The sequence below is a fragment of the Alistipes finegoldii DSM 17242 genome, assembly GCF_000265365.1.
GTDB lineage: Bacteria > Bacteroidota > Bacteroidia > Bacteroidales > Rikenellaceae > Alistipes > Alistipes finegoldii.
Genome location: NC_018011.1, coordinates 1,777,148 through 1,802,872, shown reverse-complemented (window position 1 = coordinate 1,802,872; position 25,725 = coordinate 1,777,148). Strand labels below are relative to the sequence as shown.

Here is a 25,725-nt window from a genome sequence, read left to right as displayed (position 1 = left end):
TAAAATAACACTTATGGGCAATAAGATGAAGGAATGGTTTGAGGCGAACCAAGAAATCTATGCAGAGTTCAAAAGCAAGATTCATTCCACATTGGACATTCTATCACAAGATGGAACCAATGTGGCAGAATGCGATGAAACTTACTCGCTTCAAAATATGCTTTTAGAGGCAATGGCAGCAAAGAATATGCCTGTTGAGAACATAATAAACACCTTCTCTAAAGCCGCAGAAGAAGGTGATATGGCTGCTTGTTGTATGCATTGCTATTTGGAATTGGATAATGGGTTTAAGGAAATAGAGAGTGCCATGACTAAATTTGAGCAATCTACGGATGCGCAATATATCAAAGATGTGGTTAAATTCCACTTGCAGGATAAAGAGCAGGAAACTCAAGAGGCATCAGACCGAGAACTGAATCTATTGCGTTTGCGCCGTTGGCATTACGAACACCCGAAAGAATATCAAGAGTTCACAAATCTCTTCACAAAAGCATACGAGGGTGACATGAGCTTCGCCTTCAAAGGTTTTTCCTACTTGATAGAACTGCTGTCACTTGATGGTATAAAAGGTATCTCCGAATTATTGTTAAGCCTATGCCCAGGAACTGAGAGCTACAACAAAGCTCAATTTTCTAATGTTAGTCAGCAGGCACACGAAAAACTGACTGAATTGTTTGCCTCTACATTTAACAAAGAGGAAACAAAAGATAAATTGCAGCACAATAATCCTTTCTTGTTCAGTGTGTTCTATTGGATGATATTTGATAATGGTTTCGTGAAGTCCGCTGATTTAGTAACTAAAACAATGATGGGAGAGAAGACTTCTTTTTGGCAGAAAAACTTTGGCGAACAAATTATGCGCTCTTTGATGCTTACCAGTATGGATAAAGCGACTTACACTAAAGGAACATGGAAAGCAGCAAACAATCGTGTAGTCAAAGATGTAGCTAATTCTGCATTACAAGAGAGTAAAGGCAGACGTGGACGTAAGCAAGTCTGTGTCCTGCTTGAAGAAATGCTTATACAACCTCATGCAGAATTTCTTACCAACGAGATAGAAAAAATACTCACCGAATGGATGGAAACGAATGATACGGATTCTATTCTTGCTTATATTTTTGCTGCGCTGACCAATGGAAGCTTGCTTAATGATACCTATAACTATCGTACTTTCCATACAGCCATCTTGGAAAAATTCCCATCCCTTGGATTTAAGTCTGGCTTTGATTGGGGAGAAGCCCTTTATAATGCCATTGTCAGTGAACGTGGCAACGACTATAATTTGAGTTTATCAGAAAAGACTGTTCAAACAGGAAAAGAACAGGCAAAGTTGATAAGCATAAGACTGCGCACCTTACTTTCCCCTGATGTATATTGATTGCATCATAAAGGCTTGATTTGTTAAAAAGAAACGCTGTTCCGTTAAAAGCACCTCGGCAGAAATCGTCATGATTTTTACCGAGGTGCTTTCATTTTATTCCATCGTAATTTCGCAGCGTAATTATTAAAACAACATGATATGCAAGGCAATTTTATAATGTTACAGAAGGATGACCTGAAACAGGTTGTTTCTGAATTGGTGGAAGAATTAGTTGGGAAAAAGCCACAGGCCGATTTGACACCAGAAGAGAGTGACGAGTATTTTACTCGCGATCAGGTATGTGAACGACTCCACATAACCTATACCACCTTGTGGCGTATGCAGAAGGAGGGAAGAATTATAGTTCACAAATTGGGAGGACGTAATCTTTACTCGAAGAAGGAAATCTCCTCACTTCTGAAAGCTAAAGTACAAACTGCTAATAGCGTTAATCCAAATGTTTAATCTAAAAGCAAGCATTATGGAAGAACAATACATTCGAGTAGGCACTACTATATAAGGTAGTGCAGCAGCCTTTGGCAGATGGAACGATGACTACCCGCAGATTGCAATGGAGCTTTGGCACTATCCGACAAGATTATGGTAAGCACAATATCCCTACTATTGATAAATATAATGGTTTTTGCACAGTGCCAAGTCACACAGACTATCAAAAGGATGTTGCAGGTTTCTATAATCTGTATGAACCAATTGACCATGTTCCGGCAGAAGGGAATTTCTCAGATATTGAAAAATTGCTACACCACATCTTTGAGGAGCAATACGAACTGGGGTTGGACTATATGCAGTTGCTTTATATGCAGCCGACTCAGAAACTCCCCATCCTGTTATTGGTGTCAGAGGAACGAAACACAGGAAAGACCACTTTCCTGAACTTTCTGAAAAGTATCTTTCAGGACAATGCCACCTTTAATACAAACGAGGATTTCAGGAGCCAGTTCAATGCTGACTGGGCTGGCAAGCTACTCATCGTTGTGGACGAGGTGCTGTTGAGTCGTAGAGAAGATTCAGAGCGATTGAAGAACCTAAGCACAGCCCAAACCTACAAGGTAGAGGCCAAGGGTAAAGACAGACAGGAGGTAAACTTCTTTGCCAAGTTCGTACTATGTTCCAACAACGAACTTTACCCTGTTATCATTGACCCGGGAGAAAACCGCTATTGGGTGCGTAAAATCCGACCACTTGAAAGCGATGATACCAATTTCCTGCAAAAGCTAAAGGAACAGATACCTGCATTCCTCTATTATCTCCAGCACCGCACACTCTCCACCAACAAAGAGGGGCGTATGTGGTTTCATCCTACCCTTATCAGGACAGAGGCTCTTGACCGCATTATCCAGTGCAACCGCAACCATACGGAGTTGGATATGGTAGAGCTGATACGTGACATTATGGAAACGCAACACGTTGACAAGCTGTCGTTCATCCCTCAAGACTTAATACCGTTACTGACCATGAACGGTGTAAAGGTGGAGCAATGGCAGATACGAAAGGTCGTGAAAGATGTCTGGCGACTTACCCCTGCTCACAATGCACTGACCTATCTTGCCTATCAATGTGACTACACTAAGCCGGGGCGTGTTTCCTCAATTAGCAGAGTGGGACGTTTCTACACGGTGACCAAGGAATTTATAGACTCTTTAGGTTTATAATTCTTTGTTGAGTTGTTGAATTGTTGAGAACAACAGACTAATCTTTGGTACTCAAACAAATACAATTCAACAAGCACTCAACAAGAGGTGTAACTGGGCAAAAGAGAAAGCTATTTTTCTTTTCACCAGCCCATTCTCTCAACAACTCAACATTTCAACAAATCACTCACATTATGACTATACAAGAAATAAAGGCAATCCAAATATCCAACTTCCTTGCAAGCAAGGGATATGAACCAATAAACAGAAAAGGAAATAAGTGGTGGTACTTATCGCCACTACATACGGAGAAAACCGCATCATTTAAGGTGGATTTAACCAAAAACGTGTGGTATGACTTTGCACTGGGCAAAGGAGGTAACATCATTGATTTGGCGATGCAACTATACCACACGCAAAACATTTCAGAAGTATTGCACATGATGGGGCGTTCAATCATTCTACCCACAATACCAATTCAATCTACTTGCCCACAAAAGCACACTTCGTTTGAAGATATTGAGGTAAAAGAACTGGCTCATCCTGCTTTGCTACAATACCTCTTGGGAAGGGGAATTGGTTCTATTACAGCCAAAAGGCAGTGCGTGGAAATACACTACAAAAGTGCTGGCAAGCGATATTTTGCTATTGGCTTCAAGAATGATGCTGGTGGCTATGAACTTCGGAATCCATACTTCAAGGGATGTATTGCTCCGAAAGCAATCACTACGATAAGGAACCACGAAACAGCTTGTCACATATTCGAGGGATTCGTGGACTATCTCTCCTATCTCATACTACATGGCGAATGTGATGCGGTGGTACTCAACTCCATTGTAAACATCCCGAGTGCTCTCTCCATGCTCAATAAGTATTCTCAAATATGCTGCCACTTGGATAATGACAAAACTGGCAGAATGGCTACCTGGCAGATAATGAAAGCATTGGGAGACAAGTGTACTGATGCCTCAAATGAGTATGAAGAATACAAAGATCTCAACGAGTATCTGATGAACAAAAGCATGGCATTCCAACAAAAGGGAAGAAACAAATTCTGACTTGGCGGCTGGAGGCAAAGAGGTGTGGCGTACATGACAGGGCTTGCCCTGATATAGCCCATTATAACTTCTCCACTTTGCTCCCGAAGTTGTGGGCTCTCCCGAGTGGCTGGGCGTTGCCCCGTCCCACTTAGGACGCTGCCCTAAGAACCCGGCAAGGACTGTCAGTCCTATGCAATCCGACCAAAGAGTGACCCTCTCTTTGGAAACTCCGTTCAGAGGCTTCACCCCTGAAAACCCCGAGCAGGAAGTGACCCTCTCCCTGCACCCTCCGATTAAGGCTTTGCCCTAATAACCCTTTTTAATATAAATCTCTAAAAGCATAAGTAAAATGGCACAGAAAACATCCATTAATATCAAACCCTGTAACATTGGTAGTAGTGAGGCACATAACAAAAGAACAGCAGAATACCTCGCTCATATCAACAAAGAGAGGCTTTATGTCCGTACTGACCTTATGGCTTCAAACGAAGTATGGGTAGCACCTGAATTGGGCAACAGCTCATTAACTGACCGCTACAATCAGATTGCCCAAATGGTCAAGGAAAAGACTGGTCGGAAAATGCAGACCAAAGACCGTGAACGAATGAACAAGAAGACGGGCAAGGTGACTATCGTGCGTGGCAGCACCCCACTCAAAGAGGGTGTCGTGGTAATCAAAGATGATACCACGTTGGAGCAGTTGCAGCATTTTTGTGAGGAGTGTAAGGAGCATTGGGGTATCACAGCTTTGCAAATCTTCATCCACCGTGACGAGGGGCATTACGGCAATCTCGGAGATACCGCCACATGGATGCCCAATCTTCACGCCCATATCGTATGGGATTGGATGAACCACGATACTGGAAAATCCTGCAAACTGGACGAGAAATGCATGGGCGAGATGCAGACGCTTTTGGCTGAGTGCTTAGAGATGGAAAGGGGTATATCAAAAGATCTTACAGGTAAGAAGCATTTGGAAAGGACGGACTTCATCATAGCCAAGCAGAAGCAGGAAGCGGAGCAAGCTAAAGCAGAAAAGGAAAAAGCTGTCACCGCCAAAGCGAAAGCCGAAGCCGAGCGCAACTCCATAGAGGTTGAGAATAAGGCTAAATCTGAACGGAGTGCGGCACTTGACAGCGAGATAGCCGACAAGCAGAAAAAGCGTGATGCAATCCGCAGAAACATGGTGGACGGTATCTTGGATAGTGTCGGCAGTCTGGTCGGTATTGGTAAGACTGCCACTCTTGAAATGGAGTACAAGCTGCTCGCACAGGAATATGATCGCCTTAAAAAGGCGTTTAGGCCGACTGTCATCAAAGAGGTGGAGAAGCAGACAAAGGAACTGGCTTTGGAAAAGCAGAAAGCCGAAGCGCAACGTGATAATGTCATTGCGCAAAGTTGTTCTATTGCTTCAGAACGTGACAAGGCTATTAAAGAACTTAACAGTCTAAACGAAAATGTGCAACTGCGCATCAATAATGCGGTCAGACTTGCCAATGCGGAGAAAGACAAGACCATCAGCCGATTGCAAGGTGAGTTGAATTCACGCAAGCTGGTTTTTGCTATTATTGCCGATATGCTCTATGCTGCCAGTGAGGTATTCAAACGTGCCATTGATGCAATTATTCACTACAGCACGGACAAATACAAGTCTATCTTTGGCAGTGATGAAGCTGCTGACATCAAGAGCGTGATGCAGAGCTATGGCAAGACCAAAGAGCAGCAGCAAACAATCGGAAGATGGCTTTGCGACTATGCGGACAGCCGACAGTCTTTTGATAAAATAAAACATCGGCAGACCTACAAGGAGGTTGCTGATGTCGCTAATGGGGCTTATGATTGGAAAATAGAACAAAATCAGGTAGGAATACGTAGATAAGAACTATATGACATGGCAATTAAATCAGAGAAACTCACTCCTTTTGGAGGAATACTTTCAATCATGGAGAAATTCGGTAGTGTAAACAGAGCCGTGATACAGTTCAGTTTACACTACCGTTATGCGTGAATTTGACTTATCTTCCGCTCTTTTGCTGAAACAGCGTCTATTGCAAGAGGGAAAAAGCGATCTCTTGTTTTCTAGATTGTCAGTTAAAGAGACGGCTTATCGTTTGCATTTCTTTGAGCCTAACCACCTGATGCGTTTTTTCAAACAAATGACAAGACAGGCTATCAGTAAATTTATCAAATCAATCAAATGATCCTATTTTTTTAGCCTAATTTTTTCATGATAGAAATAGTTTACTATAACAGGTTTTCCTTTTTGAGAACGCCCGTATGGTAAATCGTTTATACGATAAGGATAACCTTCCGCTTGAGCAAACGCAGCTACTTCCTGTTCCAAGACCTGCCAGTAATCTTTTCGTTTCTTGTTGTAGGTATCATCATACAAGGCTACAAGCTCCGGATGCTTTTCCCGTATATACCCCATGATGTCTCTCTTAAATTGTCCACGAAGATTTAGATTTTCCAGCCATATCAAATCTGCATAATCTTTTACCCGATTAACGATAGCTTTCACATCTGTAATTCCTGGAAAAATCGGTGAAATAAAACACACGGTGCGTATGCCTGCATTATAGATCTGTTTCATGGCTTTAAGTCTTCGCTCAATGCTTACGGCACGATCCATATCACATCTGAACTGTTCATCGAGTGTGTTAACTGACCAAGATACTGTCACTTTCTGAAAGCCTTTAAGTAAATCAAGATCACGCAAAACCAAATCTGACTTAGTACAAATCATGATTTCAGCATTAGTGCCTTTTAACTCTTCCAGCAGTTTACGGGTTCTGCAAAAATCTTCTTCATACGGATGGTATCCGTCTGTTACAGAACCGATAACAATCCGTTGTCCATCATATTTATGCGGATTATCAATAGGTTTCCAATGCTTTACATCCAGAAACGTACCCCAAGGCTCTGTATGCCCTGTAAAACGTTTCATGAATGAAGCATAGCAGTACTTACAAGCATGAGGACAACCTACATAAGGATTGACAGAGAAGCCCCCTACTGGTAATGAGGATTTAGTCATGACATTCTGTACATCTATTTCTCTGATTATTTCCTTTTCCATATTTTTTCTATAAATTGTTTCGGTAGTTCTTGAATCATTCGGTATTCTCCCATTATAGGCAAAAGGTATTCTTTCATAAATACCAAAATATAATTTCTTTTCGCCTGTTCTACAATATGACGTACTCATTCAGGATTGGCATCTACTTTCCCTTTCCTTTTGCCTGTTTCCGTTCCTATAACAATCCATTCGTAACCCTCTTTTCAGGCTGTTTCCCAATCAGAGAAGTCGCTCATAATATTATTGTTTCTCCATCTTCTGGAATAATCAGGCGACTCATTTCTATTTTGTGATGCATGGCTTCGTTACGCAGAATTGCGCGTGTAGTCTGCCCATGATCGGTAGCTTCCATGTGGACTGCTATTAGTTTGATGTGGGCGGGAAGTTCATCGAGCATTGTCATAACTTCTTGCTCATCTGGAATGATAGAACCTTCTGTTTGAGAAAATTCAGGAAAAATTGCACCTCCACTGTTCACTATGATGTAATCTGGAGAAAATTGTTCAATGGCCTGACGGATACAGTCTTCCCATTTACAGTCACTCATTATATAAATAGTAGGGAAACCGTGTGCAGTAAGTACATAGCCTGATACTGGCCCCATCATTTCTCCAATCTTTCCGAAGCCATGGTGTCCTTGGATGCGATGAATGGTTAAATTTCCAATAGCTTTATCTTTTTCAATGCTTTCTACATTTGTAAAACCATCCTGTGTAATACTCTCTTTATCTTGCGGTTGTGTCAGGAACAGGATGTTCTTCGCTAAATGCTGTTTCACTGTCGGGTCGTAATGGTCAATATGGTTGTGTGTCAACAATACCATATCCAGACCGTCCGCAATTTCATTCATCGGCATCGTGAGGTGTACTCTTGGGGTCTTATACACACCTAGAGCCGACTGTAAAGTGCCTTTTCCGGCAAGCATGGGGTCAACAAGTATCTCTTTTCCAGCATAATGGATTCGCAATGTTGCATTACGGATCAATCGAATTGTTACTATTTCTTCCATCATAATTTATTGTATTGATTATAGCCGCAAAGTTCGGTAAAAAAAATCGGATGCATTATGCCTTAAAAACAGGAATATATGCCATTTTGATAAATAAAAAATAGTATATTTGCCCCAAAAAACGAAATCTATGGATAAAATCGTCAACCCCGAACGTCTGGTCAGCGTTCCTTTTAGCAAGACACGCTGTGGTGTGGACTTTTATATCAACTCAGGCTACAGTAGCGATGTATGTGGTGTACTGACGGAAAATCAGGTGTTTAAAACAGATTTTTTTAGCTTCTATTTTTTTCGTAAGGCCAATGGGTATCTGCTGCTGAATTTCCGCAAATTTGAATTGCATGCCAATATGGTATTGCTCCTCTCGCCGCATCAGCAGCAGGAATGGCACGTGGATGAAGCAGAACTAGATTACTCTTTTCTTATATTCCGCGAGGATTTTATGCGTACATTCATAGCGGACAAGTTTTTTGTGTATCGCTTGCTATATTATTATCAGACCGACACGCCTCCCTATCTGTTTGCTTCGCCAGAAAGCATGGCGGAGTATATTCGTCTTTTAGGAATCATAAAGCAGGAGCTTCTGCATCCTGTTGCCGATACTTATAATCTCATTGTATCTGTGCTTTACTACTTATTGGTTATTATCAACCGGGCGTATGCCGCCACTTATCATTTACCGATTGATGTACCTAAAAACAATTACGCATTCCAGTTTAAGGACTTGCTGGAAAAGAATATCCGTACGAAACAGCGGGTGCAGGAATATGCGGATATGCTCCGTGTGAGCCGTATTACGTTAAACAGTTCCGTGATGAGTCAATTCGGTGTATCTGCCAATCATCTGCTCAAGCAGCGTCTGTTGGAAGAATTGAAGAATGAGTTACTGTTTGCTAACCGAAACGTGAACCAGCTGGCCGAAGAGTTTCATTTCTCCGACCCGAGTCATCTGATGCGTTTCTTTAAACGTGAAACAGGAAAGACTTTTACGCAATATTTGCGCGACTACCAAAATGGAATATACGAATGAAAACGGACAGACTGGAAAGCTTGCAGATTGGCCATTCCCATACCAAAGATGTTTTCAACGACTTACAAATATGCTTAGTGGGAAATCCTATTTCAGCCTAAAATGTGCATCACATTCCGCAGTGTCAAGTTCACCATAGAATAAAAATCTATAAAAATTCTCTGCAATCCCATGCAATTTCAAAAGGTCACTCTTGCAGAGTTTCGCTTCAAAAAGGTCACCTGAAGGTCACCTGTAAAAGAAAAAGCACCTACAGAAACTCTGTAAGTGCTTGATTTTCAATGTAGACCAGCCTGGGCTTAAACCAGGGACCTCCAGATTATGAGTCTGTGGAACTTCATGTACCAGAACCAGATCAAGAACATCGTCGATCTGGTGAGCCGGACGGACGGTGATGCCGGCTACGCCAACCTCAACGCCATCGCCCGTATCTTCAAGGTATACCTTTTCTCGATTCTCACCGACGTATACGGCGACATACCCTACTTCGCTGCCGGCACCGCCTATTTCAGCAAAGACTACTACCCGAAATACGACAAGCAGCAGGATATCTACAACGACTTCTTCAACGAACTCGACGAGGCCGTCAAAGCCCTCAGCGCCGACGGCGGCAGTGCGGACGGCGACCTGATCTTCAAGGGCGACTATCAGAAATGGCGCCGGTTCGGCAACTCCCTGCGACTCCGTTTGGCCTTGCGCTTGGTTCAGGCCGACGCCAATACGGCCCGCACGCAGGCGGAAGCGGCCATAAACAACGTCGGCGGCGTGATGACCAGCGGCGACATCGCCATGTTCAACTCTTTTTCGGACATTTACGACACCGGACACGGAGAGTACCGCCGCAACGCATTGGCCCAGATATGGCAGTCGGTAGACAACTCGCCCTCGCCGTTCCTGTGCGAGACCCTTTTCAACTACATGTGGTACGGCCGCGCCGAATCCAACGACAACATCAACTTCGAGGACGGCAAGAAACTCGGCAGCAACTGGAAGCCGGAATACGCCAAATCGAGCAAAAAGGACCCGCGCACCTTCGTAATCAGCCGGCTCTACTACCATGACGACCCCCACGCCCAGAAACAGCCGTTCAAACGCATCGACCTGACCGACGAATTGTACAACAAGCAGGTTTCGGGTTCGGGAACGACTCGCTACTTCGTACCCGTTCCCAAAGGGCGCGCATGGTACGACAGCTGGCCTTGGCTGATGGCGTCCAGCAGCACGATCAAGGAGGCCTACAATGAATCGGTAGCCGTGCAGGGAGGAAGCTGCCATCCCCAGCTCAACAACGCATTCCTGAAAACCAACACCCCCGGCATCGCCATGACCTACGCCGAGACCTGCTTCCTGCTGGCCGAAGCCAAGGTGCGCTGGAACATCGCCGCAATCGCCGAAACTCCGGAGGATCTTTACAATACAGGCGTAAACGAAGCCATCAGATTCCTGAAAATATACGACGAAAAGGCGCTGGCCATTCCCCAGTCGGAGATCGACAGCTATCTGGCCGCCAATCCGCTGACGGCCGGAACGGAAGTGGAGCAGATCAACATGCAGCTGTGGATCCTTCACCTGACCAATCCGTTCGAAGCTTTCGCCAACTGGCGACGCTCCGGATTCCCCAAACTCACCCCGCCGTCCAACGCCTACACCCGCGACGCGAAGGACGGGAAGATGCCGCGCCGGCTGAGTTATCCGATCTCCGAAAGCCTTTACAATGCGGTCAATTATCAGGAAGCCATCGAACGGCTCGGAGGCAGGGACGACTGGACCAAGCCGGTATGGTGGGACAAAAACAGTACTTATTAAAATAATAAAAAGAGAACGATGAAAAAAATAGCGTTATTGATGCTGCTGGCTCTGCCGCTGATAATAATTTCCTGCGAAAAAGAGCACTCCGACCCGACCATCTCCGAGGAAACGTTCCCCACGATCCTTGGACAGTGGCCTTCGGGCAATCCCGCCGTATACAATGTCACGGCAGGGGAAGACCTGACCATAACCCTCCAGTTCGCACCCTCGCAATACACGACGGGCGTATGGTATCTGGACGACGTCAAAGTCGGGGAGGGAACGCAGTTCTCCCGCACGTTCAACGAACCGGGCAGCTACAAACTCCGTCTCGAAGTCAGCACCGCGTATCACAAGACGAGCCGCAGCGCCAACATCGAGGTAACCGCCGAGACAGACTGATAAGACCCCATGAAAATGAAAATCCGCATCCGATCGCTGATCCCCGTATGCATGGCTCTTGCCGTGCATACGGCTTCGGCGCAGGTACAGCCAGTCGATTACGTGGACATGTTTATGGGGAACCGCGGCGAGAGCAATTGCGTGATAGGTCCCCAGCTGCCCCACGGGTCGGTCAATCCCTCCCCGCAAACGCCCGGAGGCGGGAACGACGGATATGATCCGTTGCAACCGATCCGCGGTTTCGGGCAGCTCCATGTAAGCGGAACGGGATGGGGGCGTTACGGACAGATACTGCTCTCGCCGCAGGTCGGATTTTCAGCGGACGAACAAGGCCACGACTCTCCCAAATCGGGAGAGTCCGCCTTGCCGTACTATTACGCGGTCACTCTGGACAGATACGGCATCCGCACGGAGCTGGCACCGACCCACAACGCCGCGATCTACCGGTTCAGCTTTCCCGCTGCGGAAGACGCCAACATCCTGCTCGACATCGCCCACAACATTCCCCAGCATATCAAACCCGAAATCGGCGGCAGATTTCTCGGCGGAGCGATCTCATACGACCCCGAAACCGGAATCATCGGCGGGTGGGGAAGCTACCGCGGAGGATTCGGAAGCGGAGCGCCCTACAAAGTCTATTTCGCCGCGGCGCTGGACCGGGCGCCGCGCTCGGTGGCCGTCACAGACGACGGCGACGGGAAACTGTACGCCAGAATCGCACTTCCTCCGTTCGATGCGCCGGGCACAGTACTGCTGAAGATCGCAGTATCGCTGCGCAGCGAGTCCAACGCCCGCAAATTCCTCGCCGAGCAGATTCCGGGCCACGATTTCGAAAAAGTAAAAGCCGCGGCGCGCGAAACGTGGAACAGACGCCTGAACTCGATTCAGATCGACACGGAATCGGAAACCGCGAAGAAAATCTTCTACACGGCGCTGTACCACAGTTTTCTGATGGCCCGCGACCGCACCGGCGACAACCCCCATACCGATTCCGACACGCCGCACATGGACGACCACTACTGCATATGGGACACGTGGCGGACAAAATATCCGCTGATGACACTCCTCAACGAGAGTTACGTGGCGCGGAGCATCAACTCCTTCATCGAACGCTTCGAACGCACCGGGGCATGTCAGCCGACCTACACGAGTTCGCTGGAATGGGAAGCCAAACAGGGCGGCGACGACGTGGACAACGTCATCGTGGACGCATGGCTCAAAGGCGTCGAGGGAGTGGACTGGACGCGGGCATACCGCATCGTCCGATTCCATGCGCTCAACACCCGGTCACACGAATACCTCAGACTGGGATGGCAACCCGAAACCGGATCGCCGATGAGTTGCAGCGCCGCGCTCGAATACGCCTACAACGACTATTGCGCTTCGCTCATGGCGGAAGGCATGGGCGACCATGAAACGGCCCGGATGCTTTCGCAAAGGTCCTGCAGCTGGGAAAAGCTGTTCGACACCTCGCTGGAAAGCGACGGCTTCAAAGGGTTTGTCGCCCCCCGGAAGGAAAACGGCCAATGGATTTCCATAGACCCGAAAAAAACATACGGCTCGTGGGTGGAATATTTCTACGAGGGAAATTCATGGGTTTACTCGCTTTTCGCGCCCCATCAGTTCGACCGGCTCGCCGAGCTTTGCGGAGGACCGCGCCGGACGGTCGAAAGACTGGAACACGGGTTCAGCCGCAAACTGATCGACCTGAACAACGAGCCCGGATTCCTCGCTCCGTATATCTTCACCCACTGCTCGCGGGCCGATCTGACCTCAAAGTACGTTGCGCAGATCAGGGACACCCAGTTCTCGCTGGAGCGCGGCTATCCCGGCAACGAGGACAGCGGCGCGATGGGGGCGTGGTACGTCTTCACCTCGGTGGGTCTCTTTCCCAATGCGGGGCAGGATCTCTATTACCTCGTCAGTCCGCAATTCGAACGCTCCGTACTGACGACGGAACGCGGCGCCCGCATCGTCATCGAGGCCAAAGGGTTGAGCAGGGAGAACCGTTATATCGGCTCCGTCACGCTCAACGGCCGCTCCCTCGGCAGAGCGTGGCTCCGTCACGGCGAAATCGCAGACGGAGCGCACATAGTTCTCACCATGAGCAGCGTCCCCAACCCGTTCGAATCGGGGGTGAAGCCCGAAGGCGGGAAGACGGTGATCGTACAGTTATCCGACCCCCAGTTCGGTTACTGGAGCGACAACAGGGAGATGACCCGCGAAATCGAAGCATGCGGCGAAGCCGTACGGCGAATCAACCGGCTGAAACCCGATCTGGTCGTAGTGACCGGCGATCTGGTCAACCGGTATGACGATGCGGAGCAGTGGAGGGCGTTCGACTCGGTCATCTCCGGGGTGGACAAACAGATCAAGGTCGTCTGTCTTCCCGGCAACCACGACCAGAAGATCTCCGGCGACAAGGTCGACTGCACCGTTTTCAAAGAGCATTACGGCGCCGACCGCTTTGCGCTCGCGCTGAAAGGGAATCTGCTGCTGGGCATCAACTCCTCGTACATCAAGCACTGCGATCCGGAGCAGGAACCCGCCCAGAAAGCATGGCTCGAAGAGCAGCTCGGAAAATCGGACGCAAAGGTCAAGATCCTTTTCACCCACCACCCCTTTTTCCTGCACGAAATAGACGAAACGGACGGCTATCCCGTAATCGGCAGGAGTCAAAGACACAGCTATTTCGAGCTGTTCGAACGGGGCGGCCTGAAAGCCGTCTACGCGGGACACCTGCACGGAGAAGCGCAGGGCAATTACAACGGCATAGAAATGACGACGACGGCCGCGACGGGCAAACCGCTCTGCCACACCCCGTCCGGCATAAGAGTGATCACCATCTCCGGGACCGAAGTCCGGAGCAAATACTATCCCATCAATCGAATACCTGAAAAAACAACCGATCTATGAAAAACCCGATCATTTTTATCATCCCGCTGCTTGCGCTGGCAGGCTGTTCGGGCGGAGACGCCCCGCTTTACAAGGACCCCGCCCAGCCGGCGGAGAAGCGGGCCGAAGACCTGACGAGCCGTATGACCCTCGAACAGAAGGTGGCCCAGATGTGCCAGTGGGTAGGTCTGGAGCATATGAAATCGGCGGAAAAAGAGCTGACGGAAGAGGAGCTGCACAACAACACGGCGCGAGGATTCTATCCGGGCATCACCACGGCCGACGTCGAGCAGATGACCCGCGACGGCAAGATCGGCTCCTTCCTGCATGTGCTGACGGCCGAGGAGGCCAATTATCTCCAGCGACTCGCAAGCCAAAGCCCGCTGCAAATCCCGCTGCTCATCGGAATCGACGCCATTCACGGCAACGCGCAGGTCGCCGGATGCACCGTCTACCCGACCAGTATCGGACAAGCATCGACGTTCGACCCCGAACTCGTAGAGCGGATTTGCGAGGAGACGGCCGCCGAGATGCGCGCCACCGGGTCGCAATGGACCTTCAACCCCAACGTAGAGGTCGCCAGAGACCCGCGCTGGGGCCGCGTGGGCGAAACTTTCGGCGAAGACCCCTATCTGGTATCCGTAATGGGCGCAGCATCGGTCCGGGGCTATCAGGGCCGGGACTTTTCCGAACCGGGGCGCGTGCTCTCCTGCGTGAAACACTTCGTGGGAGGCAGCCAGCCCGTCAACGGAACCAACGGTTCGCCCACGGACCTCTCGGAGCGCACGATACGGGAAATATTCTTCCCCCCGTTCAAAGCGGGCATCGACGCCGGAGCCTACTCGATGATGACGGCACACAATGAGCTGAACGGCATTCCGTGCCACTCGAACCGCTGGCTGATGGAGGACGTGGTGCGCGGAGAGTGGGGATTCGAAGGTTTCATCGTCAGCGACTGGATGGACGTCGAACATATTCACGACCTGCACCGCACGGCGACCGACAACAAGGACGCCTTCCGGCAGTCGGTAAATGCGAGCATGGATATGCACATGCACGGTCCCCAGTTCTACGAAAAGGTGATCGAACTGGTCAAAGAGGGCGCAGTGTCCGAGAGCGCCGTCAACCGCGCCTGCCTGAAAATCCTGACCGCGAAGTTCAAACTGGGGCTGTTCGAGAATCCCTACACCGACACGGAGCAGACCTCAAAAAGCGTCTTTACCGAGAAACACCGGGCCACCGCCTACGAGGCGGCCGTCAAATCCGTCGTACTGCTGACCAACGACGGGATTCTCCCGCTCGACGCGTCCAAAGCCATGCGGGTTTTGGTAACCGGAACCAACGCCGACAACCAGACCATCTTGGGCGACTGGGCCCTGCCCCAGCCCGAAGAGAACGTGACGACCATTCTGGAAGGACTCGAAGAGCAGTCGCCGGCCTCGAAATTCACCTTTATCGACCAAGGGTGGAACATCCGCAGAATGAGCCGGTCCAAAGTGGACGAAGCCGTCTCGGCCGCGCGGAAATCGGATCTGGCCATCGTCGTAATCGGCGAACATTCGCTGCGCAACAACTGGGACGACAAGACCTGCGGCGAGGATTGCGACCGGTCGGACATCGCGCTGGCGGGACTCAGCCAGCAACTCGCCCAGCGTATTATCGAAACGGGAACTCCCATCATCGTGGTGTTGATCAACGGCCGCCAACTGGGCGTGGAATGGATCGTCCGACACGCCGCGGCGCTGATCGAGGCTTGGGAGCCGGGCAGCTTCGGCGGCCGGGCGGTAGCGGAGATCATTTACGGCAAAGCGAATCCCAGCGGCAAGCTCCCCGTAACCATTCCCCGCCACGTAGGACAACTACAAATGGTATACAACCACAAACCGTCGATGTACTTCCACCCCTATGCCATCGGCGAAAGCACGCCGCTTTTCCCGTTCGGCTACGGGTTGAGCTACACCCGCTACGCCTACTCCAACCTCAGGCTGTCTCAGGACAAGATTCCCGGCGACGGCAAGGTCACGGTGAGCGTAGACGTGAAAAACTGCGGAGACCGGGACGGGGAGGAGATCGTACAACTCTACATCCGCGACCTGTACAGCAGCGTGACGCGGCCGGTCATGGAGCTGAAGGATTTCCGCCGGGTCAAACTGGCCAAGGGCGAGACGAAAACGGTCGATTTTACATTACAGGCCTCGAAACTGGCCTTCTATAACAACGACATGGATTGGGTCGTCGAAGCGGGAGACTACAAAATCATGGTCGGCGGATCGTCCTTGGAAAAGGATTTACTCAATATTAACCTAAACATCGAATAATTCCCATGAAAAACTACAAACTGCTGTCACTGATAGCGTTGACAGCCGCATTCTCCTGCTCCCCGAACAATGAAGACGGGCAGTCGGGCAACACCCCCGTCGAAAAATACGGCGCCCTGAAAGTCTCCGGCATCCAATTATGCGCCCAAAACGGCAAAGCGTTACAACTCCGGGGCATGAGTACGCACGGACTTCAATGGTTCGGCAAATGCCAGACCGAGGAGGCTTACCGGTCGCTGGCCGAAGAGTGGCAGTGCGACGTCGTCCGGCTCGCGCTCTACGCCGAGGAGAACGGCTACAACACCGATCCGCTCAAGTTCCGCAACAAAATCGAGACGCTGGTCGGTTACTGCGAAAAATACGGCATGTACTGCATCATCGACTGGCACGTACTCCATCCGGGCGATCCGAACGATCCCAAATACGACACTGCGGACGATTTCTTCGCATGGGCGTCCAAAAAATTCGCCGGCAAACCCCATGTGCTGTATGAAATCTGCAACGAACCCAACGGCGACGAGGTGACGTGGGCCGTGGTCAAACGCTACGCAGAACGGGTCATTCCGATCATCCGGGCCAACTCTCCGAATGCCGTGGTGATCTGCGGCACGCCCAAGTGGAGCGCAGACTTCACCGACGTGGTAAAAGACCCGCTCACGTACAAAAACATCCTCTACACCTACCACTTTTACGCCGCTTCGCACTACAACTACGACAACCTGCAAAACTACCTCGACCGTCTGCCCGTATTCGTGACCGAATGGGGCACCTGCGAGTACAACGGTTCGGGAAAATACGATCTGGACTCCTCGCAGCGATGGATACAAATCATGGACGGCGACAATCCGGGCAAGCAGAGAGTCAGCTGGGCGACATGGAACTTCTCGGACGGCGAAGGCACGGCGGACAATCTCGTTCCGGGCAGCTGCGCGGCATGCCGGTTCACCAACGTCAAACAGCCCTACGGCCAGTTTATCCGGGACCGGATCCGGGAAAAAAGGCCCTAAGCCCAAGACCTGAACTCAACTAAAACCACCATTTATGAAACCACTCTTTTCATATTGTCTTGCAATTCTTCTCGCCGGTCTGGTCTCGTGCGTGGAATCGGCCCGAAAAGAGCCTGTCGATTACGTCAATCCCAACACGGGAACGATCGGCCACCTGCTCGTTGCCACCAACTCGATGACCCAGCTGCCCCACGGCATGGTGCAGGTCGGGCAGAATCCCTATCCGCCGCTGGCTGACAGATATCTGGCCGACCGGATCTCCGGCTTCTCGATCCGCGCGCTGCCCCGTTACGCCACCAAGCCGCTCGCAGAGATCATGGCCACGACGGGCACGCCCGCAGTCGAAGCGGAAGAATACGCATCCGGTTTCGATCACGACTTCGAGACCGTAACCCCCTATTACACCCGGTTGCTGCTCGAAGATTACGACATCGACGCGGCGATGACCGTCTCGCAACACGCTTCATTCTACAAGTTCCGCTTCCCGCAGTCGGAGCAGGCCAATATCCTGATCAACAACAACCGGACGATTCGAATCGCCGGGCAGAACTGCATCGAATCCACCGAGACGGTGGACAGCACCCAGACGGCCTATTACTACGCAGAGTTCAGCAAACCGTTCAGCTCGGCCATTACTTGGAACGATTCGTCGAAAAGCGAAAAGGACTTTCAGGAGGGCGAGCGCATCGGCGCCTGCGTTTCATTCAGGACATCCCGCGATGAGGAGATCATGGTCAAAATCGGAGTGTCATTCATCAGCATGGAGCAGGCAAAGAAAAACCTGACGGCGGAAATTCCGGATTGGGACTTCGAAAAAACGAAAAACGACGCCCGGAAAATCTGGAACGACGCTTTGGGCAGAATCAGAGTCGAAGGAGGCACGCAGCGGCAGAAAACCATTTTCTATACGGCGCTCTACCGCGTGATGCTGGGCAGCCAATCCATCGACCTGACCGAACAGGGAGGACGCTATTACAGCCGGTTCGACAAACAGGTGCATGAAACCGGCGGCCATAACTTCTACAAGGTCGGCTCCAACTGGGGATCGCACCACTCGCTCTTCCCGTTATGCCTGTTGATTGAGCCTGAAATCCAGAACGACCTGATGCGCTCCTACGTCCGGATGCAGCAGGAGGGCGACTGGTTGGTCAACAGCGGAGGGTTCCGCAATATGATCGGCCGCCACGAAACGGCGACGATCACCGACGCCTACATGAAGGGATACCGCGATTTCGACATCGAAACCGCCTACGAAGCGATGAAACGCAACTCCAAAGAAGCGACCATGCTCTCGCGCCCCAGCACGAACGACTGGCGGGGAACCGAACTCGACAAGGTGTACTGGGAGAAGGGATTCTTCCCGGCCAAGCCCTCCGACCAGCCGGAATGGGTCAAAGAGGTAGGATTCGGGCGGCAATCGGTGGCCATCACCCTCGAAAACTGTTACGACGACTGGTGCATGAGCATCTTGGCCAAAGAGCTGAACAAGGAAGAGGATTACCAATACTACCTGAAACGGGCGCTCAATTATCAGAACGTCTTCGATACCGCGACGGGATTCATGCGCCCCAAGACGGCTGACGGCCGCTGGATCGAACCTTTCGATCCGATCTGGTCGGGAGGACAGGGCAGACGGGAGTTCTACACCGAAAACAACGGCTGGAACTACACGTGGTACGTCCCCCATGACGTGGAAGGGCTGATCGGCCTGATGGGCGGCCGGGAGAAATTCACGGACAAGCTCCAGACAATGTTCGAAACCAACGTCCCCCTCTATCAGAAATACGATTTTCTGAAACAATACCCCGACATGACGGGGTGGATCGGCATGTACTCCCACGGCAACGAGATTACATGACACATTCCCTACCTCTACAACTACGCGGGACAGCCATGGATGACCCAGCGCCGGGTCCGTCAGATTATGGACGTATGGTACGGAGACGGTCCGCTGGGGTATTGCGGCGACGAAGACTACGGAGAGATGGCCTCTTGGTACGTACTCAGCGCCATGGGCTTCTACACGGTAGCGCCCGGACGCCCGGTCTACGACATCGGATGCCCGCTCTTCGAAAAATCGACAATCGACCTCGGCGGCGGTAAAACCTTTACGGTGAAAGCGCCGGATGTATCCGCACAAAACAAATACATCCAGTCCGCCACGCTCAACGGCAGGCCGCTCGACCGCCCGTGGTTCACACACGAAGAGCTGCAGCAGGGCGGAACGCTCTTCCTGCAAATGGGTCCGCGCCCCAACCGCAACTGGGGAGCAAATCCCGAAAAGATGCCGTTCACGGATCATGACGCACCGAAAAATTAGCATGCCGGATTCGGATTCTTTCATGCCCCCGCCGCGAGGGAGAGGAGAAGTCGAATTCACGACTCCAGCACGCCCGCATGACAATGTAAATTCAGAAAACGCCTTACGGATAACCGTAAGGCGTTTTCTGAATTTGAAACGACGGCCCTCATCCGGCCGGATATCGGCAGTAACAACGGGGAGGGGCTCTTCCGCCGCACAGCGCAGACCGCAAAGCGGTAAAAAATCGGGAGAGGCCCCCAAGCTCCTCTCCCGATTCGTCTACGCACCGCAGCTATTCGCTCAGGCGGGCGAGCGTCTCCTTGGCCCTGCGGAGCAGGTCGGGCCACGGCCGTGCGGGGTCGTGCGCTTCGAAGGGACGCACCGCGGCTTCGAGTTCGGCGCGTTTTGCGGCGCCTTCGGGAGTGTTGTCCGAGGCCAGTTCGCCGCGCAGGATGCGGATCTTCTCGTAATCCTGAATCCCCTCCCGCAGCCGCTCGAAGCGGATCGACGAGCGGGCGTCGGGATAGACGAGGTAGGTGTCGCCCGCAGGCCATGCCGTGAAACGCGAGTCGCGCACGGGGTCGGCGGGCCACGAGTTATACGACCAGCGCAGCATGCCGTCGTAGCCGCACGCCGCGGCAAACCATGCCATATAGACCGCTTCCCACGGCTCGGAGAAGGTGAACGTATTGGGGAATGCCGACGAACAGCAGACGTAATAGGTCGTCAGCAGTCCGTCGCGGCGGCGCCGGGCGAGGTCCTCGTCAGCCACGCGGCAGTCGATCTGCACGCAGACGTCGTCCAGATCGGCATAGCGTTTATAGCTGGCGTGGTTGTCGGCCATGGCGATTCCCAGTCCGGGAGCTGCGCTGCGCAGCAGGCCGATCGCCGCATCCATGGTTTCGGGCGAGCGCTCGTCCATGGCGACACAGCACTTGCCGAGCCATCCTTTCGCGTCGAGGTGCGCTTCGAAATCCCGGAGGAACGGTCCCCACATCGCTTCGAATTCGGGCGTTCCGGGGTTGGCCCGGACCTCGACGATGCGGTCCGCCGCCGCATCGTAATAGTGCAGTTCGTTGTTCCACGGCAGCATCGAATAGCAGTTTATCTGCCGGTCGATCCCCTCCCCGGCGCAAAGTCCGACCCAGCGGTCGAAGAGCGAATAGTCGTACACCCAAGTGCCGTCAGCGCGCTTGGTCCAGTGGATCATGTCTTCATAGGCGTCGAAACACTGGTGGTTCCACGGGTCCTTGTTGAGCGTCGCCGTGACGACCTTCTGTCCGGCGTCGGCGAGCATCCGCACCAGCGGACGCAGGGCGTCGAAGTGCGCGTCGCTCCACAGGGCGAGACCCATTACCCGCGCCGCGGCCGCAGGATGCTGCCAGAGGTCGAGGTGGTAACTCCACTCCGCAGGGCGGGGCAAACGCCGCTCCTGCACGCGGAGTTCGAGGGGCAGTTCGAGGCTTTTCACGCCGCAGCCCGTCACTTCGACGCAGGAGCGGTAGACGCCTGCCGGCGCGTCGTCCGGCACGGAGACGGTCAGCCACACCGGACGCGCAGTGCGCGCATCCATGTCGAAGCGGCCGAGCGTGTCGAGCATGTCGGCCGCGAGCGAAACAGGGAAATCGCCGTCCTTGCGGTGGCCGCAGCCCGGACCGAACGTGTCGGTGAGCACGTAACGCACGAAGCGGGCCTGCGCGATTCCGGCGGGAAGACAAGCGCCGTCCGAGCGGAATTTCCCGATGCGGCACTCCACGCCTCCGACGCTGTCGACGCTCCACAGTACCAACTGGGCCGAAACCCGTTCGCCGCGCCATGCCGTCAGGCGGCATTCGGACTCCGCGGCGCAGGGCACGACGGAGCGGGCGTAACGTTTGTCGGTCGTGCCCCAAGCGGCATGCAGGCCCGAAGCGACGCCCGACCAGTCGGCGAGCGTATCGGCCGTAGGATCGTCCGCCTCGCGGAACGTGAGCACGGGGCCGCGCCGGGAGCAGGCGCCCGTCATAAGCAGCATCAGCATGCAAAGCGCCGCGCGCCGCAGGATTTTGTCGTAAGAAAGGGTCATGGCAGTTATTTTTTAAATCGGAAACCTAATTTTCGCAGCTCTCCGCGCAGGCGTTCGACCACGGCGGGGTGTTCGGCGGCGAGGTAGCGCCATTTTCGCATAACGAATCAAATTTAATCAATTTTCAGGATAATCGGGAGCATAAAGCAACGTTTCCTCGCAAGGTGGGTAGATTTCTGCTTGAAAAGTTATGTATTAATATGAAATATGACAATAATGCTTACAATCCGTAAGTTTAGCCCCGGTAAAAACGACTGCATCGGCACAAAATTTCCCGTTTCAGCCTAATTAAACCTCCGAAAAGGCCTTTCAGACCGCTTTCAAGACGTCTCGTTCCCTGCAAAGCGGGATTAACAAAATTAAAGAAATTGTTATCTTTTCTCAATTTCGGGGGTGAAAAGCCCTCCTTCGGCAAATATTTCGACATTTTTTTACGGCTTCCTAAAACCGGACAACAAAAGGAGGCCATTTCTTAAAATATATCAAAAACAAACGCCCGTTTTCCGCTTCCGAAGCTTCCGGCCCGCTAAATCCCCGCCCCGGAATCCGACCGCGCACCGCTCAGATAATGATAAAATTTCAAAATAAGCAAACTCATTTCTACATTTTTGTAAAAATATTTTGAATATTATCCAACCCGATCGGAACAAATCGAAACAAAACCTTAAGTTATTAATTAAGAATCGAATAGACCGCATAAACACACCGGACAGAGCACCGAAACAGCCCTTTTCAGGCACTCCGGCTTACATTTCATCCATTTTGAATATTTGGCAAATTCATTTTAATTATTTTTCTTTGCCGCGTAAGAAAGTATCATCCACTTATGCAAAAAACGAAACTTCTACTCAACATTCTTGCACTTTTCCTATGCATCCTACCGGCCGTATCTATGGCTCAGGGGGGGGGAAACGTGACCGTCAGTGGCATCGTCACTTCGGCGGATGACAAGCAACCCCTGATCGGGGTCAACGTGATTTCCGGAGCCACGAGCGGAGTGAGCACACTCGCCGACGGCACCTACCGGATAACCGTTTCGGCGGGGACCACCCTCACCTTCCAGTACATCGGTTACAAACCGTTCGAATTCACGGTTCCCGCAGGCCGAAGCTCCGTTACCTGCGACGTCGCGCTGCAAGGCGATTCGCAGACGCTCGACGACGTGGTGGTGATCGCCTACGGCGTCCGCAAAAAGGGCACCATCGCAGGCTCGGTATCGACCGTCAAGGCCGAGAAGATCGAGGACACCCCGGCGGCGGCCTTCGATCAGGCCCTTCAGGGTCAGGTTCCGGGTCTGACGGTACTTTCCGACTCCGGTGAGCCGAGCGAGGCCGCAGCCATGGCCATCCGAGGCACCAACTCGATCAACTCCGGCACCGCGCCGCTCTACATTCTGGACGGCGTCGCCATTTCGAGCAGGGACTTCAACACCATCAATCCCTCCGACATCGAGAGCCTTTCGGTCCTCAAAGACGCTTCGTCCACCTCTATATACGGTGCGCGCGCGGCCAACGGCGTGATCGTCATCACCACCAAGCGCGGCCGCATGGCCGACCGCGCGAAGATCAACTACCGCATGCAACTCGGTTTTTCGCAGATCGCCTACGGCAACTGGGACCTGATGAACACTTCGGAGCGCATCCAGTATGAGAAAGAGCTGGGGCTGACCGACGGCAAGAACTACAACGTGCTGGCCAAGACCGACGTCAACTGGCTCGACGAGGTGTTCAGCAACGCCGCGCTGCTCCAGAACTACGAGCTTTCCGTCTCAGGAGCCAGCGAAAAGACCAACTACTACGTTTCGGGCGGCTACTACAGTCAGGACGGTACGGCCGTGGGTTCGTCGTTCGAACGCTACTCGATCCGCGCCAACGTCGAGCAGCGGGCCGCCAAGTGGCTCAAACTCGGCACCAACACGATGATGAACTACCAGACCATCGAGAAGGCCGACGACGGGGAATACACCCTGACCACACCGATTTCGGCCGCACGCTTCATGCTTCCCTACTGGAACCCGCACCGCGCCGGCGGTTCGCTGGCGTCGGTGAACGACGGTTCGTGGAAGGGCGAGGGGCAGAACCCGCTCGAATGGCTCAAGAACAACCCCGTAGACTACAAGAAGTACAAGATCATATCCACGGTCTTCGCCGAGGCGACCCCGATCGAAGGGCTTACGCTCCGTTCGCAGTTCGGCGTCGATTATTCGCACTCGACGGGCCGCGGCATCTCCTATCCGAGCTACGCCCCCAACCTCGGTTCGGGTACCGTACAGCGCAACTCCTCCGACGGAATGAGCCTTTCGGTCACCAATACGATCACCTACCGGTTCGACATCGACAACAAGCACATGTTCACCTTCCTCGCGGGGCAGGAGGGACTCGACTACCGGTACGAGGCCTTCGCCCTGCAGACCAAGGACCAGAACAACGACAAACTGGTGAACATCTCGTCGAGTCCGCGCGCCACCCGCTGGAGCGACACCACCGACGACAACTACGCCTATCTGTCGTTCTTCGGACGCGCCGAGTACAGCTATTCGGACCGTTACTACGCCGACTTCTCGCTGCGTACCGACGGCTCCTCGCGCTTCGGCGCCTCGAACCGCTGGGCCGGCTTCTGGTCGGTGGGCTTCATGTGGAACCTGCGCAACGAGAAATTCATGGAGAACTCCCGCCGCTGGCTGACACTGGCGCAGATCGCCGTCAGCACCGGTACGTCGGGCAACTCGGAAATTCCCAACTACGAACACCTCGCGCTGGTGACCGGCGGCCAGAACTATTTCGGCAACGCCGGCATCGCCCCCACCCAGCCGGGCAACGAGGAGCTGAGCTGGGAGAAGCTCTGGACGACCAACGTGGCCCTGCATCTGGGCTTCTGGAACCGGCTCAATCTGGACGTCGAACTCTACAACAAGAAGACGACCGACATGCTGATGGAGGTTCCCGAATCCTATGCAGACAAAGGCTACGGCTACCACTGGAGCAACGTGGGCGGCATGGTCAACCGCGGCGTCGAGCTGAGCCTGTCGGGCGCCGTCGTCGCAAGCAAGGACTTCCTGTGGAGCGTGAACGCCAACGTATCCTACAACAAGAACAAGATCACCGAACTCTATAACGGCGTCACGGAGTACGAAATGTCCAGCACCAACACCAAGCTGGTCGTGGGACACCCCGTGGGCGAATTCTACATCAACCGCTTCGCCGGCGTCAATCCCGCCAACGGCGACGCCCTGTGGTACACCAAGCAGGGCGAACTGACCACCGAACTCCGCGACGAGGACAAGGTGCTGACCGGCAAGAGCTTCTTCGCCCCGTGGCAGGGCGGCTTCGGCACGACGCTGACATGGAAGGGGCTTTCGCTCTCGGCACAGTTCGCTTGGGTGGCCGACCGCTGGATGATCAACAACGACCGCTATTTCGACGAGTCGAACGGCCGCTTCGTCTCCTTCAACCAGTCGAAACGCCTGCTCAACCGCTGGAAGAAACCGGGCGACATCACCGACATTCCGCGCCACGGCGTCTACACCGAGTTCGACGACCGCCTGCTGGAGGACGCTTCGTTCCTGCGTCTGAAGAACCTCATGCTCAGCTACACCTTCCCGCAGGAGTGGCTGCGCAAGACCCGGTTCATCGGAGGCGCCCGGATTTACGCACAGGCCCAGAACCTGTTTACGTTCACCAAATTCACGGGACTCGATCCTGAAGGTAACTCCAACATGTACCAAGCGCAGTATCCTATGGCCCGGCAATTCACCTTCGGACTCGACTTAACATTCTAA

General features: G+C 52.4%; 15 protein-coding genes and 2 pseudogenes. 14 read left to right on the top strand and 3 right to left on the bottom strand.

All coding sequences use genetic code 11. The features are described from left to right. The first annotated feature begins 13 nt into the window (after positions 1–13). From ALFI_RS07850 to ALFI_RS07825, 6 genes and pseudogenes are all read left to right on the top strand, one after another. On the top strand, positions 14–1,378 hold the full coding sequence (locus tag ALFI_RS07850) for a DUF6043 family protein (protein ID WP_014775430.1): 1,365 nt from the start codon (positions 14–16) through the stop codon (positions 1,376–1,378). A 141-nt stretch (positions 1,379–1,519) separates the two neighbouring features. Further along, a complete protein-coding gene (locus ALFI_RS07845; RefSeq protein ID WP_004291644.1) occupies positions 1,520–1,825 on the top strand; it encodes a helix-turn-helix transcriptional regulator in 306 nt (101 codons plus the stop codon). Positions 1,826–1,838: 13 nt separating this feature from the next. Next, positions 1,839–3,033, top strand: a pseudogene (locus tag ALFI_RS07840) (primase-helicase family protein). 173 nt (positions 3,034–3,206) lie between these two features. Continuing rightward, entirely contained in the window at positions 3,207–4,070 is an 864-nt protein-coding gene (locus tag ALFI_RS07835; protein WP_004291642.1) for a toprim domain-containing protein, read from the top strand. A gap of 331 nt (positions 4,071–4,401) precedes the next feature. Beyond that, entirely contained in the window at positions 4,402–5,931 is a 1,530-nt protein-coding gene (locus ALFI_RS07830) for a mobilization protein (protein ID WP_014775429.1), read from the top strand. A 121-nt stretch (positions 5,932–6,052) separates the two neighbouring features. Continuing rightward, complete coding sequence (locus tag ALFI_RS07825) at positions 6,053–6,253, top strand: helix-turn-helix domain-containing protein (RefSeq protein ID WP_004291639.1); 201 nt, start codon at positions 6,053–6,055, stop codon at positions 6,251–6,253. 2 nt (positions 6,254–6,255) lie between these two features. On the opposite strand, the gene ALFI_RS07820 is transcribed toward ALFI_RS07825, so the two are convergent. Beyond that, positions 6,256–7,131: a radical SAM mobile pair protein B gene (locus tag ALFI_RS07820; protein WP_014775428.1), complete on the bottom strand. Its 876-nt coding sequence runs from the start codon at positions 7,129–7,131 to the stop codon at positions 6,256–6,258. 232 nt (positions 7,132–7,363) lie between these two features. Further along, the gene (locus tag ALFI_RS07815; RefSeq protein ID WP_014775427.1) at positions 7,364–8,140 is read right to left on the bottom strand and encodes an MBL fold metallo-hydrolase; all 777 of its coding nucleotides are present in this window, start codon (positions 8,138–8,140) and stop codon (positions 7,364–7,366) included. 130 nt (positions 8,141–8,270) lie between these two features. Between ALFI_RS07815 and ALFI_RS07810 the strand changes: the two genes are divergently transcribed. From ALFI_RS07810 to ALFI_RS07780, 7 genes and pseudogenes are all read left to right on the top strand, one after another. Continuing rightward, complete coding sequence (locus ALFI_RS07810) at positions 8,271–9,170, top strand: helix-turn-helix domain-containing protein (protein WP_014775426.1); 900 nt, start codon at positions 8,271–8,273, stop codon at positions 9,168–9,170. A 321-nt stretch (positions 9,171–9,491) separates the two neighbouring features. Next, positions 9,492–10,976, top strand: a complete 1,485-nt coding sequence (locus ALFI_RS07805; RefSeq protein WP_014775425.1) for a SusD/RagB family nutrient-binding outer membrane lipoprotein — start codon at positions 9,492–9,494, stop codon at positions 10,974–10,976. Between the two features lie 18 nt (positions 10,977–10,994). After that, a complete protein-coding gene (locus tag ALFI_RS07800; protein WP_014775424.1) occupies positions 10,995–11,360 on the top strand; it encodes a PKD-like domain-containing protein in 366 nt (121 codons plus the stop codon). Positions 11,361–11,369: 9 nt separating this feature from the next. Then, complete coding sequence (locus ALFI_RS07795) at positions 11,370–14,276, top strand: GH92 family glycosyl hydrolase (RefSeq protein ID WP_014775423.1); 2,907 nt, start codon at positions 11,370–11,372, stop codon at positions 14,274–14,276. Continuing rightward, positions 14,273–16,573, top strand: coding sequence for a glycoside hydrolase family 3 N-terminal domain-containing protein (locus tag ALFI_RS07790; RefSeq protein WP_014775422.1), 2,301 nt, complete (start codon positions 14,273–14,275; stop codon positions 16,571–16,573). The genes ALFI_RS07795 and ALFI_RS07790 overlap by 4 nt, the downstream gene beginning before the upstream one ends. Positions 16,574–16,578: 5 nt before the next feature. Continuing rightward, a complete protein-coding gene (locus ALFI_RS07785) occupies positions 16,579–17,580 on the top strand; it encodes a glycoside hydrolase family 5 protein (protein ID WP_014775421.1) in 1,002 nt (333 codons plus the stop codon). Between the two features lie 34 nt (positions 17,581–17,614). Continuing rightward, positions 17,615–19,900: pseudogene (locus ALFI_RS07780) on the top strand (GH92 family glycosyl hydrolase). A gap of 274 nt (positions 19,901–20,174) precedes the next feature. On the opposite strand, the gene ALFI_RS07775 reads toward ALFI_RS07780, so the two are convergent. After that, a complete protein-coding gene (locus tag ALFI_RS07775) occupies positions 20,175–21,947 on the bottom strand; it encodes a DUF4091 domain-containing protein (protein WP_014775420.1) in 1,773 nt (590 codons plus the stop codon). 826 nt (positions 21,948–22,773) lie between these two features. Here ALFI_RS07775 and ALFI_RS07770 point away from each other — a divergent pair. After that, positions 22,774–25,725 (top strand): SusC/RagA family TonB-linked outer membrane protein, encoded by a 2,952-nt coding sequence (locus ALFI_RS07770; RefSeq protein ID WP_014775418.1) that lies wholly within the window; start codon positions 22,774–22,776, stop codon positions 25,723–25,725.

Excerpts from the sequence above, each read along its gene's own strand:
- ALFI_RS07775 (WP_014775420.1), bottom strand. The coding sequence starts at position 21,947 with ATGACCCTTTCTTACGACAAAATCCTGCGGCGCGCGGCGCTTTGCATG.
- ALFI_RS07835 (WP_004291642.1), top strand. The coding sequence starts at position 3,207 with ATGACTATACAAGAAATAAAGGCAATCCAAATATCCAACTTCCTTGCA.
- ALFI_RS07820 (WP_014775428.1), bottom strand. The coding sequence starts at position 7,131 with ATGGAAAAGGAAATAATCAGAGAAATAGATGTACAGAATGTCATGACT.
- ALFI_RS07810 (WP_014775426.1), top strand. The coding sequence starts at position 8,271 with ATGGATAAAATCGTCAACCCCGAACGTCTGGTCAGCGTTCCTTTTAGC.
- ALFI_RS07830 (WP_014775429.1), top strand. The coding sequence starts at position 4,402 with ATGGCACAGAAAACATCCATTAATATCAAACCCTGTAACATTGGTAGT.
- ALFI_RS07825 (WP_004291639.1), top strand. The coding sequence starts at position 6,053 with ATGCGTGAATTTGACTTATCTTCCGCTCTTTTGCTGAAACAGCGTCTA.
- ALFI_RS07795 (WP_014775423.1), top strand. The coding sequence starts at position 11,370 with ATGAAAATGAAAATCCGCATCCGATCGCTGATCCCCGTATGCATGGCT.
- ALFI_RS07805 (WP_014775425.1), top strand. The coding sequence starts at position 9,492 with ATGAGTCTGTGGAACTTCATGTACCAGAACCAGATCAAGAACATCGTC.
- ALFI_RS07770 (WP_014775418.1), top strand. The coding sequence starts at position 22,774 with ATGCAAAAAACGAAACTTCTACTCAACATTCTTGCACTTTTCCTATGC.
- ALFI_RS07785 (WP_014775421.1), top strand. The coding sequence starts at position 16,579 with ATGAAAAACTACAAACTGCTGTCACTGATAGCGTTGACAGCCGCATTC.
- ALFI_RS07800 (WP_014775424.1), top strand. The coding sequence starts at position 10,995 with ATGAAAAAAATAGCGTTATTGATGCTGCTGGCTCTGCCGCTGATAATA.
- ALFI_RS07815 (WP_014775427.1), bottom strand. The coding sequence starts at position 8,140 with ATGGAAGAAATAGTAACAATTCGATTGATCCGTAATGCAACATTGCGA.
- ALFI_RS07850 (WP_014775430.1), top strand. The coding sequence starts at position 14 with ATGGGCAATAAGATGAAGGAATGGTTTGAGGCGAACCAAGAAATCTAT.
- ALFI_RS07790 (WP_014775422.1), top strand. The coding sequence starts at position 14,273 with ATGAAAAACCCGATCATTTTTATCATCCCGCTGCTTGCGCTGGCAGGC.
- ALFI_RS07845 (WP_004291644.1), top strand. The coding sequence starts at position 1,520 with ATGCAAGGCAATTTTATAATGTTACAGAAGGATGACCTGAAACAGGTT.